The organism is Mesorhizobium sp. B3-1-6 (assembly GCF_006439555.1).
GTDB lineage: Bacteria > Pseudomonadota > Alphaproteobacteria > Rhizobiales > Rhizobiaceae > Mesorhizobium.
In genome coordinates this window covers 49,795-62,584 of record NZ_VFTM01000036.1, presented here as the reverse complement: position 1 = coordinate 62,584, position 12,790 = coordinate 49,795, and the positions used below count along the sequence as shown (strand labels likewise).

Genomic DNA, 12,790 nt, shown 5'->3' with positions numbered 1-12,790 from the left:
CTTGCTCTCCTCGCAAAGGGCCGAAAGTGTAACCCATCTATCCGGAATGAACTGTCACCCATCTCTCGGGAAAGGCAATCGGCCAGTCAAAACGGATGGTATGGTTGTTGGCGCCGTGGCTTGCACTCGTGCGTTTCACGGTTTCACGGAAACAGCGAACCGCCCTACCTCTTTGTTTTGACGCAATTCCGAACGGAAAACCGCTCACACTTTCCTGGAATTGCTTCCGTCAGCCGGTGGAGGCCGGAAGCCATCGCTTTTCGATCAGGCAAACCATCGTATAGGCAGGGTCAAAAACGTTTCCGACGTGATACCGGACAACCTGTCCCATCAGATGCGATGCGGCAGCGGCGGACAGGCCATAATCACTGGTCAGCCAGTTGAACATATCCGTGGTCGCGTGCTGGAGGGCCTGATCAAGCGGGCGTGCGTTGCCAACAGAGAAAATGTGGGTCTCGTTCTCGCCGCGAGGCCATGTCAACCGTCTGTTTTTTTCCACGGTCAAGCGAAGCTCAACCTCAAAGCAGGTTTCGATCCCGGTGCCAACGATCTCCCCATCGCCCTGCGCCGCATGACAATCACCCGCGAAGAAGAGCGCACCCTCTATTGCAACGGGGAACCAAACGGTCACGCCGGGCCGAAACCCGCGGTAATCCATGTTCCCGCCATTTTCTGCACTGGTCGCGGTGGAGAAAGCCTGGCCCATCGATGGCGCCACGCCGAAGCAGCCGATCATCGGCTCGACCGGCAAAATGAAGTGCTCGAGGCCTGGCGGCGGCTCCTGCAACACCACAGTTCGCGCTTCCAGGTCGATCTGCCAAGTGACTTTGTCCCTGGCAGGCAGCCCACGAGCAGCCTCCGGATCGACAACGTTTGCAGCCAGTGACGAGATCGTCCAGCCGGAAGAGCGGATCGGGTCCATGCGCAGGATCTCCACACGCAGCGCATCGCCAGGTGCGGCTCCTGTCACGAAGACCGGGCCGTTCATAGGGTTCGGCCCTCGTGACCGCTGCACACCGTTCTTGTCGAAGCCGTGAGCGTCGAGCGTTTCCGTCGTCACGACATCGCCGGATGCAATTGTGAGCGCTGGCGCGATCGTACCGAGGACATTGTGCCAAGTGGTGTTGGTAAGTTTGTGCGTCGCCATCAGATCGCAGTAACGAAGGCGTCGACGCGCGGCAAGTGGGCGGTAGAGCTCTTCGTGGCCGATCGTTTCGTTCGCGTGGGCGAGTCGCTGCGATGCGCGACGGCCTAGCGCCGGCCCGAGAAATCCAGTGCTCGACCTAAACCTTTTCCGCCTCCAGGCGTTGTTGTCCGCCGAGCCGGATACTGCCGGCGGGCGCGAAAAACAGCCGGCGGAGAGGTTAAACCGATGTATTTCATGGCATTGGCCACCGACTATGACGGCACGCTGGCGCATGATGGCCTGGTCACGGCCAGCACGATCTCGGCGCTGGAAAAGCTGAAGAAATCGGGGCGCAAGCTCATCCTGGTCACCGGCCGCGAACTGCCCGACCTCAAGGAGGTTTTTCCCGAACTTTTCCTGTTCGACAAGGTCGTCGCCGAAAACGGCGCGCTGATCTACACGCCGGCCAGCGAGGAAGAGCGCACGATCTCGCCCTCGCCTTCCGTCGATCTCATCGACGGGCTCAAGAAGCGCGGCGTGAAGCCGCTGTCGGTTGGCCGCTCGATCGTCGCCACCTGGGAGCCGCACCAGGTGACAGTGCTCGACGTCATCAAGAAGCTCGGGCTGGAGCTGGAGATCATCTTCAACAAGGGCGCGGTGATGATCCTGCCCTCGGGCATCAACAAGGCAACCGGACTGGCGGCTGCGCTCGAGGACCTGAAGCTGTCGCCGCATAATGTCGTGGCCGTCGGCGACGCCGAGAACGACCACGCTTTCCTCAGGGCCTCGGGCTGCAGCGTCGCGGTGGCCAACGCGCTGCCCGCGGTCAAGGAAACCGCCGACCTCGTCACCAAGGCGCCGCGCGGCAAAGGCGTCGAGGAACTGATCCGCAAGCTGACCAAGCGCGATTATCCGCTGGCCAAAAAGCGCTCGCGCGGCGTGCTGCTCGGGACCTCACGCGGCAAGGACATCTACTTGTCGCCGATGGAAACAGTGCTGATCGCCGGCAGCTCGGGCATCGGCAAATCGACCTTGGCCACGGCGCTCACCGAGCGGCTGGTCGAAAAAGGTCTGCAATTCTGCATTTTCGACCCCGAGGGCGACTATGACGGACTGAAAGGCGCGGTGCCGCTCGGCAACGGCTCGACCGCGCCGAACAAGGAACAATTGCTGGAATTGATCGAGAAACCGCAGAACAATGTCGTGGTCAACGGCCTGGCGCTGAAGGTCGATGAGCGTCCCGATTTCTTCGCCGAATTGCTGCCCGGCCTCGGCAATGTCCGCTATCGCACGGCAAGGCCGCACTGGCTGATCATCGACGAGGCGCATCATTTGATGCCCAAGCGACGCGGAGATACGCGCGCGGTGCTTTCGATCGAGCTGCCTGGCACCGTGCTGATCACCGTCCACCCCGAAGCAATCTCCACCGATGCGTTGCGGCTGGTGACGGCAGTGATCGCACTCGGGCCCAACGCAAAGGACGTGATCAGGACCTTCTGCAAGGAAACCGGGCTCAAGGCGCCGAAGGACATTCCTCTGCCCAAGGGCGACCGCGTGCTGTTCTGGCGGCCGCATGACGGCAAGAAGCCGTTCACGGTCAAGGCGGTCGAGCCCGACCAGTCGCTGAAGCGGCACAGCCGCAAATATGCCGAAGGCGAGCTCGACGAGGCGGGCAGCTTCTATTTCACCGGGCCGAAGAAGGCGATGAATCTGCGAGCTCACAATCTCATCATCTTCGCCCAGATGGCGGAAGGTATCGACGACAAGACATGGGAATACCATTTGCGCGCCGGCGATTATTCCAAATGGTTCCGCCAGCAGATCAGGGACAAGGAACTCGCCAACGAAACGGCAGACGCGGAGAAGAACAAGGCGTTGTCGGCCGACGAGAGCCGCAAGCTGGTGATCGACGCCGTGCGCCGCCGCTATACGGCGCCGGCGACGGCGCCGGAGAACTAGGATTGGTCGTTGAACGCGAGAAAGGCGAGCTCAGCTCGCCTCGCGCATCGCCTCGGCCGCTTGCAGGTCGACCGAGACCAGCTGGCTGACGCCTTGCTCGGCCATGGTGACACCGAACAGCCGGTCCATGCGCGCCATGGTGATGGGGTTGTGGGTGATGATGACGAAGCGGGTTTCGGTGGTCTTCGACATCTCGTCCATCAAATTGCAGAAGCGCTCGACATTGTGGTCGTCGAGAGGCGCGTCGACCTCGTCGAGCACGCAGATCGGCGCGGGGTTGGTGAGGAACACGGCGAAGATCAGCGACATCGCCGTCAGCGCCTGCTCGCCGCCGGAAAGCAACGTCATGGTCTGCGGCTTCTTGCCAGGCGGACGGGCGAGGATTTCCAGCCCCGCCTCCAGCGGATCCTCGGACTCGATCAACTGCAGCTCGGCCGTGCCGCCGCCGAACAGATGCGAGAACAGCCGCTGGAAATGGCCATTGACCACCTCGAAGGCCGACAGCAGCCGCTCGCGGCCCTCGCGGTTGAGGCTCTGGATCGCCTGGCGCAGTTTTCTGATCGCCTCGATGATGTCCTCGCGCTCGGAAACGATGGTCTCCAGCCGCTCCGATAATTCCTTCTGCTCTTCCTCGGCGCGCAGGTTGACGGCGCCGAGGCGCTCGCGCTCGATCTTCAGCCGGTCGAGCTGGCGTTCGATCTCGGCCATGTCGGGCATCGGGTCGTCGGCTTCGAGGCCGGTATGCTTGATGACCAGATGCGGCGGCGTGTTGAGTGCTTCCTGGATGCGCGCCTCGACCTCGGCGCGGCGCTCATCCGCCGCGGTGAGCCGCTCCTCGGCGCGGACGCGGGTTTCGCGCGATTCGGCGAGCGACTGGATGGCGGCGGTCGCCGCCTTGTCGAGCTCGGCCTGCTTGTTCTCCGCCTCCTGCAGGCGGTCGCTCGCCGCCTGGCGCAAAGCTTCGGCCTCGGACAGCTGCGTCAGCAGGGCGCGGCGCTTGGCGTCGATCTCGTCCGGCGCGCCGGCCAGCCTTTCGCGCTCGGCCTCGGCTTCGGCCTTGCGCTCGCCAAGGGCCGCGATTTGCGTCGAGGCGTTTTCGGCGCGCTCCAGCCAGTTCTTGCGCTCGGCGCCGATGGCGTCCAGCCGGCGCATGCGCGCCTCGGCCTCGCGCCGCAGCCCTTCATGCACGGCGCGCGCATCGGCGAGCGTGGCGCGGTCGCGCGAGACGTTGGCGGAGGCCTGTTCGAGCTGCAATTGCAGGTCGCCAAGATCGGGCGCGTCCTGCAACATCGCCTCGGCTTCGAGGAAAGCGGCCTGCGTCTCCTCATGGCTGTCAACAATGCGAGCGCGTGCCTCTTCAAGCGCGGCGCGCCGGCTCAACAGCTCGCCGCCGGCCTTCTCGGCCTCGGCCAGCGCGTTGCGGGCCGCATCCAGCGCATGCTGGGCGTCGCGGCCGGCCTGGCGCGCATTGCGCTCGGCATCGCTTGCCTGGCGCATCGCCTGCTCGGCATGCGTCAACGCCTCCTCGGCCTCGCGTACGACAAGCGTCGCCTGCACGGCTTCGGCATCGAGTTCCGCCAGGCGGTTCTTCTGCGCCAGCCGCAGCGCGGCGGCGGTCGGAGCGTCGGCGCTCGCGGTCAAGCCGTCCCAGCGCCAGAGCGCGCCATCGCGGCTGACCAGCCGCTGGCCGGGGGCCAGAAGCGCCTGCAACCGGCGGCCGTCGACGGCGTCGACGATGCCGATCTGCGCGAGGCGGCGGGCAAGCTGCGCCGGCGCGCGAACGACGCTGGCCAGGCTCTTCACACCTTCGGGCAGCGACGCATCGCCGGGCTGGACCGAGCTTTCGCCCCAATGTACCGGAGCGCTGCGGTCGAGCGGAACGTCGAGGTCCTCGCCAAGGGCCGCGCCAAGTGCGGTTTCGTAGCCGCGCTCGACACTGATCTGCTCCAGCACCGAAGGGAAAAGATCGCCCCCGCTGGTGGCATTGAGGATCTTCGCCAGCGTGCGCGCTTCCGTCTCGATGCGCGCCAGTTCGGCCCTTGCATCCTGCAGCGGAGGCCTTGCGGCGCTTTCAGCAGTGCGGGCCTCGGCGACGGCCTGCTCGGCGGCAATGGCGCCGGCCTCGCTCTCCTCCAGCCGGGCCAGCGCATCCTCGACCAACAGCCGCTTCTCGGCAGGATCCGGCAGGCCGGAAATGCGCGCGACGATGTCGGAAAGCTCGCGGTCGACCTCAGCGAGCTGGCGGGCGAAGCGATCACGGCGCTCGGCAGTCTCGCGCAGCGAGCGCTCGATCTGGTGGCGCGAGGCGGCCGCCTCGGCGCGCTCGGCGGTCAGCGCGGCAAGTTTTGCTTCGCTCTGCGAGAGCGTCGCGCCGGCCTGCTCGAAGGCGGCGCGCGTGGTCGCCTCGCGCTCGGCGGCACCGGCGTTTTCCGAATTGAGCCCGGCTTCCTCGGTGCGCAGGCGCTCCAGGATGTCGGCATTGTCGCGCACCATCCGCTCCTCGCGGGCGATGTCGGCGTCGAGCTGCTGCAGACGGCGTTCGAGCTCGGTCTGGCGGGCGCGGATGCGGCCAGCCTCTTCCTCGATCTGGGTCTTGGCGATCGACAGGCGCTGAAAGGCGGCAGCAGCGGCGGCTTCGGCGTCGCGCAGGTCCGGCAGCCGGTGCGCGGCGATGCCCTGCTCCCTGGCCGCCGCCATCTGGGCCGCGGCGCGGTCGCCGACCAGCGTGGTGGCGACGGCAAGCGCGGAACGCGCCTCCCCTTCCTGGGTTTTTGCCAGCGTCCAGCGCAGATGCAGCAGCGTCGCTTCGGCCTTGCGGATGTCAGCCGACAGGTTCTTGAAACGCGACGCCTGGCGGGCCTGGCGCTTCAGACTCTCGATCTGGCCTTCCAGCTCGCCGACGACGTCGTCCAGCCGCTCGAGGTTCTGCTCGGCCGCCTTGAGCCGAAGCTCGGCCTCATGCCGGCGCGTGTGCAGGCCGGAGATGCCGGCGGCTTCTTCAAGCAGCGCGCGGCGCGCCTGTGGCTTTGCCTGGATCAGCTCGCCGATGCGGCCCTGGCCGACCATGGAGGGCGACCGGGCGCCGGTCGACTGGTCGGCGAACAGAAGCTGCACGTCCTTGGCGCGCGCTTCCTTGCCGTTGATGCGGTAGAGCGAGCCCGCCTCGCGCTCGATGCGGCGCGACACCTGCAGTTCATCGGCGTCGTTGAAGGCGGAAGGCGCCGTGCGGTCGGTATTGTCGAGGAAAAGCGTGACTTCGGCGGTATTGCGCGCCGGCCGCGCACCGGAGCCAGAGAAGATCACGTCGTCCATGCCGGACGCGCGCATGTTCTTGTAGGAGCTTTCGCCCATCACCCAGCGCAAAGCTTCGACGAGGTTCGACTTGCCGCAGCCGTTCGGCCCGACAATGCCGGTCAGTCCGCGTTCGATGACGAACTCGCCGGGCTCGACGAAGGATTTGAAACCGAGGAGGCGAAGGCGCGAAAATTTCATTCGCGCCGCCCAACACTACAGGCGTGCGCGCCGAAGCCGGACCGCTTCGGCGCGGCCTGGATGTCAGAGCAGAGGGTCGATGATGGCCGACATTTCCTCAATCGACATCGCCCCTTTATAGGTCTTTCCGTTGATGAAGAAGGTCGGCGTCGAGTCGACCTTGAACTCGTCCGCTCCGCGTTTCTGGACTGCTCTCACATCGTCCAGAAGTTTCTGGTCCGTCAAGCAGGACTCAAAGGACTCCTGTGTAAAACCGGCCAGCTTGGAGATCTGCAGCAGCGCTTCCTTGGTGTTGTTGACGCCGACCCAGCTCGGCTGCTGCTTGAACAGCACGTCGACCATGGCGAAGTAATTGTCCTTCGAGCAGCGCGCCAGCATGAAGCCGGCCTCGGCGCTCGGGTCGAACGGGAATTCGCGCAGAATATAACGGACCTTGCCGGTGTCGATGTATTTCGACTTCAGCTGTGGGAAGGTGGTGTCATTGAAATGCGCGCAATGCGGGCAGGTCATCGACGCGTATTCGACGATGGTGACCTTGGCGTCGTCCTTGCCGAGTTGCTTGTCGGGCAGCGCACCGGGCTTGAGCAGTTCCGTCATGTCCACGGTGCCCTGCGCCTCGGGCACCTGGACCGCCGCCGGCGTGGCGGCCGGCTTGGCAGGCGTCGACGGGTTGGCCGGCTTCACGTCGGCTGCCTTCGCCTCCTCGCCGGAGTCGCTGCATGCGGCAAGCAGCGCCACCGCAGGAACAGCAGCCAGCGCGGTCAGAAGGTTTCTGCGAGACAAGCTTTTGCCAGACGGGGCACGGTTCATGCGAATCACCTGATATCGGTTGGATTTTGCAATGCAAGGGCTAGAAAAGGCGAGAGTTGGCGCGAATTAAGGCATCGCGATCCCCAATCCAATCGCGAAACTTGATCATAAGCATCACGAATGCGCGAGATTGGTGACGCATTCATGACGCTTCTTACGATCCTTTGGGCTTCCTTTCACCCATAATCGTGGCGCCGAGCCGCTCCAGCGAAGCGCGCAGGCCGTCATCCTCGATCTGGCCGACCAGATGCGAAAGCTTCGACTTCTCCGCCTCGCTCAGAGGGCGCGGCGCCGGCTTCGGCCGCGCCTTTTGCGAAAGCACCGGTTTTTGCAGAATCTTGATGCGGCCGACCGCGTTGAAACCCAGGAAGGCATTGACGCGGTTGATCACCTCGCCGGCCTCGTGCTGCAGATGCAACGCCGCCATGCCTTCGCAGGCGATGATCAAGGTCGCCGGCTCGAACGGATCGTCCTCGTGCAAGCGGCGTGGCCACTGAATCTTCTCCGGCCGCGAGTGGGCGGCCAGGCGCGGCCCGGCGATCTCTTCCCAGGACTGCACCAGCCCGATCGAGATACCGGCGCGCTTCTTCAGCACCGGGTCGAGGATCTCGGTGGCGAGATCGCTCACCGGAACGGGATTGCCGAAGGGCCTTTTCCCTGCCATGTGCGTTCTCCAGTTCCCCAGCTCATCCGATCAATGGCACCGCTCGATCAGACCCGCAAGGCATCACAGAAGACCGCATCCGGCGATATCGGATCCGGCGATACCAGCAAAGCTGGATCCCCGGATATCGCCTCCCGCCTGCTTGCCTGGTATGACGCGCATCACCGCGACTTGCCCTGGCGCGTCACGCCGGTCGCGTCTGGGCGCGGCGTGAGGGCCGATCCCTATCGCGTGTGGATGTCCGAGGTGATGCTGCAGCAGACCACGGTCGAGGCGGTGAAAGCCTATTTCCGCAATTTCGTCGAGAAATGGCCGACGGTCGAAGCGTTGGCGGCGGCGCCCGCCGAGGATGTGATGAAGGCGTGGGCCGGGCTCGGCTATTATTCCAGGGCGCGCAACCTGAAAGCCTGCGCCGACCTGGTGGCGCTCCGAGGCGGCCGTTTTCCCGACACCGAGGCGGGTCTGCGCGAATTGCCGGGAATCGGCGCCTATACCGCGGCGGCGATCGCCGCGATCGCCTTCGACCGGCCAGCGGCGGTCGTCGATGGCAATGTCGAGCGGGTCGTGACCCGGCTCTATTCGATCGAAACGCCGCTCGGCGAGGCCAAGCCGGAGATCCGCGCGCTGGTCGAAAAACTGGTGCCGCAGACGCGGCCCGGGGACTTTGCCCAGGCGATGATGGATCTCGGCGCGACGATCTGCACGCCGAAGCGGCCGCGCTGCATGCTCTGCCCGATCCGCGGGGATTGCAGCGCCATTCTCACCGGCGATCCGGAACGTTTCCCGGTCCGGCTGCCGAAAGACGACAAGCCGCTGCGCAAGGGTGCCGCCTTCGTCGCCGAGCGCGAGGACGGCGCCATCCTGCTCCGCAAGCGGCCCGAGAAAGGCTTGCTTGGCGGCATGACAGAAGTGCCGACCACGGGTTGGACGGCGCGAGTCGACGGCGCCACGACTACCGAAGCCGCGCCTTTTCCCGCCGATTGGCGCCGCGCCGGGCAGATCGGGCATGTCTTCACCCATTTCGCGCTCGAGCTCGAAATCTTCCATGCCCGCGTCAAAGGCGACGCACCGGACGGGCATTTCTGGTCGCTGGCTCATGAAATTTCCGGGGAAGCGCTGCCGACTGTCATGAAAAAGGCAATCGAGGTGGCGATACCGGGCGCGACCAAGAAACCGTCGCCGCACAGTGCAAAGAGGCCTGCATGACCGAAATCCGCCATATCGTGTTCGACATCGGCAAGGTGCTGATCCATTACGATCCGGACCTTGCATTCAGCCAGCTGATACCGGATGCCGAAGAGCGCAAATGGTTCTTCGACAATGTCTGCACCAGCGAGTGGAACATCGAGCAGGATCGCGGCCGCACATGGGAAGATGCAGAGGCGTTGCTGATCGCCGAGCATCCCGATCACGCCGAGAACATCCGTAACTTCCGCCGCCATTGGCACGAGATGGTGCCGCATGCCTATGACGACAGCGTCGCCATCATGCTCGGCCTGATCGAGCGCGGCCACGATGTGACCATGCTGACCAACTTCGCCGCCGACACGCTTGCCGAAGCACGGCAGCGTTTCGACTTTCTCAACCGGCCGCGCGGCGTGACCGTGTCGGCCGACATCTGCCAGATCAAGCCGGACCGCGCCATCTATGATCATCACGTGACCGCGTTCGGTCTCGAGCCATCCGCCACATTGTTCATCGACGACAGCCAGAAGAATGTCGACGGCGCCAGGGCCGCCGGCTGGCAGTCGGTGCTGTTCACCGACGCCAAGACGCTTAAAGCAGACCTTCAGCGGTTCGGGATTGCGGCCTGAACTGAATCGCTTGCGGCGATCCGTTCACGTCTTGATTCAAGAGGGTTCAACGCAATTCCGGACGAAAAACCTCTCGGCACTTTCCTGGAATTGCTGTGATTCAGGCCCCTGCCCGCTCCATGCCGAGGCGGGCGATGCGGCGCAATTCGTCGATCGGGGTCAGGCCGCCGCTGCGCTCATAGTGCCAGAAGGTCCAGCCGTTGCAGGCATCGAGCCCCTGCACTTCGGCGCCAATCTTGTGGATCGAGCCGGCGCTGTCGCCAATCGCCAGCGTGCCGTCGGCGCGCACCTTTGCCGCCCAGCGCTTCTTGGCGTCGTAAAGCGTGGCGCCCGGCGTCACCAGGCCGTTGTCGATCAGGCTGATGAAGGCGACACGCGGCTCGGCACGCTTGCCAGAAAGCACGGTGAGATCGGCGTTTTCCAGCGGACGCACCGCGGCGATGCGCTCATTGGCGGCGTCGATATAGGCCTGCTCGCGCTCGATGCCGACGAAATGGCGGCCGAGGCGCTTGGCGACGGCGCCCGTGGTGCCGGAGCCGAAGAAGGGATCGAGCACGACGTCGCCCGGCTTGGTCGAGGCCATCATGATACGGGCAAGCAGCGCTTCCGGCTTCTGCGTCGGATGCAGCTTGTTGCCGTTCTCGTCCTTCAGCCGCTCGCCGCCGGTGCAGATCGGGAACAGCCAGTCGGAGCGCATCTGCAGATCGTCGTTCGAGGCCTTCAGCGCTTCGTAATTGAAGGTGTAGCCCTTGGCCTTCTGGTCGCGCGAGGCCCAGATCATCGTCTCATGCGCGTTCTGGAAGCGGCGGCCGCGAAAATTCGGCATCGGGTTGGTCTTGCGCCAGACGATGTCGTTGAGGATCCAGAAGCCGAGATCCTGCAGGCGGGCGCCGACGCGGAAAATGTTGTGATAGGAGCCGATGACCCAGATGGTGCCGCTGGGCTTCAGCACGCGCCGCGCCGCGAGCAGCCAGGCGCGGGTGAAGGCATCATAGGCCTCGAAACTCTCGAACTGGTCCCAGTCGTCGTCGACGGCGTCGACCTTGGACTGGTCGGGCCGGCGCAGGTCGCCGTCGAGCTGCAGATTGTAGGGTGGGTCGGCGAAGATGATGTCGACCGATTTTTCCGGCAGCTTGTCCAGCGCGGCGACGCAGTCGCCCTTCAGGATCGTGTCCAGCCATTCGGACTGCTGGGGAGATTGGGAAAGCTCGTCGATAAGACGCACGGCAGACATCAAAACACCCAAAAGAACGCGTTACGGTTTACTGGCTGTTATGGTTACCGATCAGCGTAAACATTCGGTGAAGGCTCGCCGCCCGGCTCACGCGGTTTGCGCAGGCCGGTCCATTGGTGTATGCCGCGCCGCCTAGATCAAAGAAATAGAGCATGATGCCCTCCGAAAACCGCTCCACACTTTTCGGCATCATGCTCTAAGCCAATAGGCTTTTTCCCCAACGTTTCCCGGATTGCCATGCCCCAGCCAGATCTTGTCATTTTCGATTGCGACGGGGTGCTCGTCGATTCCGAAATCATCGCCGCGCGGGTCGAGGCCGAGCTTCTGACGTCGGCCGGATTCGAGATTTCGGCCGAGGAGCTTGCCGAGACCTATGCCGGTCTCACCTTCAAGGACATCATGCTGCGGGTCGAGGAGAAGTCGCAGATTCCGTTCCAGGCCTCGCTGATCGACCGCGCCGAGGAACTGGTCGACCGCAAGCTGCGCGCAGACGTGCGCATCATCGAGGGCGCCCGCGAGGCGGTAGCCGCAGTCACCGCGCCGCGCGCCGTCTGCTCCAATTCGCGCACCGAACGGGTCGAATTCATGCTGGAGAAGGTGCGGCTGCTGCCGTTCTTCGCCGGCCGCATCTTTTCGGGGCTGGACATTCCCAGCAAGAAGACCAAGCCGGCGCCGGACGTGTTCCTCTACGCCGCCGAACAACTCGGCGCCAACCCGAAGAACACCTTCGTCATCGAGGATTCCGTGCATGGCATCGCCGGCGCCAGGGCGGCCGGCATGCGCGTCATCGGCTTCACCGGCGCCGGGCATAGCTATCCGGGCCATGCCGATGCGCTGACCGAGGCCGGCGCCGAAACGGTCATCCGCCGCTGGGCGGAACTGAACAGCACCATCGCCGCATTGTCGGAGTGGTCCGAGGACGCCTAGGCTAGTTCGTGGCCGGAGCGCGCTTCTTCCTCTTGCCCTTGGACTTTTCGGCGGCCGTAGCCGGCGTGTTCTCGTCATAGCCGGCATAGGCCTGGTAGTCGCGCGCGGAAGGCTCCGGCACCACGACATTGCTGTCGACGAAGACGAACTGGGTGGCAGCCGAAGGGTCGGTGACCTGCACCTGATACTGATGCAGCTGCGAATAAAGCACCTCGTCGCCATGCTGAACCGCGATGCGGATCGGCATGGTGACGGTGCCGGGTGTGAAGACTGGCCCCGGCACGACCTTGCCGGCGACGGCGATCTTCATCGACATCTGGCCGTTGGCATGGGTGCAATCGCGTGTCACGTCGGTGATCGAGGCCTGGTAGATGACCTTCGACGGATCGTGATCGGGGTCGATCGGCTGGCCGTTTGGTCCGGTCTGGGCGGCCGCGGCGGCTGCCTCGGCCTCGGCCTGCGCCGCGGGATCAAGCTTCTTTTTCTTCGGCTTCGCCGCGGTGCCCTTGGCATAGGTGTTGAAATAGGCGGTGCCGTCGCGCAGCGTCACTTTCGGGCAATAGGCGCGCAGCTGGCTGGCGAGGATCTTGGGATCCGGCGGCGGTGGCGGCGCGGTCGGATCCGTTTTCTTGCCGAAACCGAGGTCCAGGATGCCATTGTCGCTCGATTGGCAGCCGGCGGCGGCAAGCATAAAGCCGGTGAGCGCCAGACCCGCGACAAAACGACGGTTGACCGAATAAAACGCCATGAAACTGCACTTCCCT

At 64.5% G+C, this 12,790-nt stretch carries 10 protein-coding genes; 4 read left to right on the top strand and 6 right to left on the bottom strand.

Annotation, left to right across the window (positions count from 1 at the left end; genetic code table 11):
- Positions 1–229: 229 nt before the first annotated feature.
- On the bottom strand, positions 230–1,147 hold the full coding sequence (locus FJ414_RS26420) for an acetamidase/formamidase family protein (RefSeq protein WP_140647308.1): 918 nt from the start codon (positions 1,145–1,147) through the stop codon (positions 230–232).
- A gap of 225 nt (positions 1,148–1,372) precedes the next feature.
- Between FJ414_RS26420 and FJ414_RS26415 the strand changes: the two genes are divergently transcribed.
- Positions 1,373–3,085 (top strand): HAD family hydrolase, encoded by a 1,713-nt coding sequence (locus FJ414_RS26415; protein WP_140647307.1) that lies wholly within the window; start codon positions 1,373–1,375, stop codon positions 3,083–3,085.
- 30 nt (positions 3,086–3,115) lie between these two features.
- On the opposite strand, the gene smc is transcribed toward FJ414_RS26415, so the two are convergent.
- From smc to FJ414_RS26400, 3 genes are all read right to left on the bottom strand, one after another.
- Entirely contained in the window at positions 3,116–6,577 is a 3,462-nt protein-coding gene (gene smc / locus FJ414_RS26410; protein ID WP_140647306.1) for a chromosome segregation protein SMC, read from the bottom strand.
- A 63-nt stretch (positions 6,578–6,640) separates the two neighbouring features.
- Positions 6,641–7,387 carry a DsbA family protein gene (locus FJ414_RS26405; RefSeq protein WP_140647305.1) on the bottom strand — a complete coding sequence of 249 codons (747 nt, stop codon included), beginning with the start codon at positions 7,385–7,387 and terminating at the stop codon, positions 6,641–6,643.
- Positions 7,388–7,541: 154 nt separating this feature from the next.
- Positions 7,542–8,051, bottom strand: coding sequence for a DUF721 domain-containing protein (locus tag FJ414_RS26400; RefSeq protein ID WP_140647304.1), 510 nt, complete (start codon positions 8,049–8,051; stop codon positions 7,542–7,544).
- A gap of 33 nt (positions 8,052–8,084) precedes the next feature.
- Here FJ414_RS26400 and mutY point away from each other — a divergent pair, with 33 nt between their 5' ends.
- The gene (gene mutY, locus FJ414_RS26395; protein WP_140647303.1) at positions 8,085–9,257 is read left to right on the top strand and encodes an A/G-specific adenine glycosylase; all 1,173 of its coding nucleotides are present in this window, start codon (positions 8,085–8,087) and stop codon (positions 9,255–9,257) included.
- The gene (locus FJ414_RS26390; RefSeq protein ID WP_140647302.1) at positions 9,254–9,865 is read left to right on the top strand and encodes an HAD family phosphatase; all 612 of its coding nucleotides are present in this window, start codon (positions 9,254–9,256) and stop codon (positions 9,863–9,865) included. The genes mutY and FJ414_RS26390 overlap by 4 nt, the downstream gene beginning before the upstream one ends.
- 100 nt (positions 9,866–9,965) lie before the next feature.
- On the opposite strand, the gene FJ414_RS26385 is transcribed toward FJ414_RS26390, so the two are convergent.
- Positions 9,966–11,099, bottom strand: coding sequence for a site-specific DNA-methyltransferase (locus FJ414_RS26385; RefSeq protein WP_140647301.1), 1,134 nt, complete (start codon positions 11,097–11,099; stop codon positions 9,966–9,968).
- A gap of 237 nt (positions 11,100–11,336) precedes the next feature.
- On the opposite strand from FJ414_RS26385, the gene FJ414_RS26380 reads away from it, so the two are divergent.
- Complete coding sequence (locus FJ414_RS26380; RefSeq protein WP_140647300.1) at positions 11,337–12,026, top strand: HAD family phosphatase; 690 nt, start codon at positions 11,337–11,339, stop codon at positions 12,024–12,026.
- 1 nt (position 12,027) lies between these two features.
- Here the strand turns inward: FJ414_RS26380 and FJ414_RS26375 are convergent, their stop codons facing one another.
- Entirely contained in the window at positions 12,028–12,774 is a 747-nt protein-coding gene (locus FJ414_RS26375; RefSeq protein WP_140647299.1) for a hypothetical protein, read from the bottom strand.
- Positions 12,775–12,790 lie beyond the last annotated feature (16 nt).

Excerpts from the sequence above, each read along its gene's own strand:
- mutY (WP_140647303.1), top strand. The coding sequence starts at position 8,085 with ATGGCACCGCTCGATCAGACCCGCAAGGCATCACAGAAGACCGCATCC.
- smc (WP_140647306.1), bottom strand. The coding sequence starts at position 6,577 with ATGAAATTTTCGCGCCTTCGCCTCCTCGGTTTCAAATCCTTCGTCGAG.
- FJ414_RS26390 (WP_140647302.1), top strand. The coding sequence starts at position 9,254 with ATGACCGAAATCCGCCATATCGTGTTCGACATCGGCAAGGTGCTGATC.
- FJ414_RS26400 (WP_140647304.1), bottom strand. The coding sequence starts at position 8,051 with ATGGCAGGGAAAAGGCCCTTCGGCAATCCCGTTCCGGTGAGCGATCTC.
- FJ414_RS26375 (WP_140647299.1), bottom strand. The coding sequence starts at position 12,774 with ATGGCGTTTTATTCGGTCAACCGTCGTTTTGTCGCGGGTCTGGCGCTC.
- FJ414_RS26415 (WP_140647307.1), top strand. The coding sequence starts at position 1,373 with ATGTATTTCATGGCATTGGCCACCGACTATGACGGCACGCTGGCGCAT.
- FJ414_RS26385 (WP_140647301.1), bottom strand. The coding sequence starts at position 11,099 with ATGTCTGCCGTGCGTCTTATCGACGAGCTTTCCCAATCTCCCCAGCAG.
- FJ414_RS26380 (WP_140647300.1), top strand. The coding sequence starts at position 11,337 with ATGCCCCAGCCAGATCTTGTCATTTTCGATTGCGACGGGGTGCTCGTC.
- FJ414_RS26420 (WP_140647308.1), bottom strand. The coding sequence starts at position 1,147 with ATGGCGACGCACAAACTTACCAACACCACTTGGCACAATGTCCTCGGT.
- FJ414_RS26405 (WP_140647305.1), bottom strand. The coding sequence starts at position 7,387 with ATGAACCGTGCCCCGTCTGGCAAAAGCTTGTCTCGCAGAAACCTTCTG.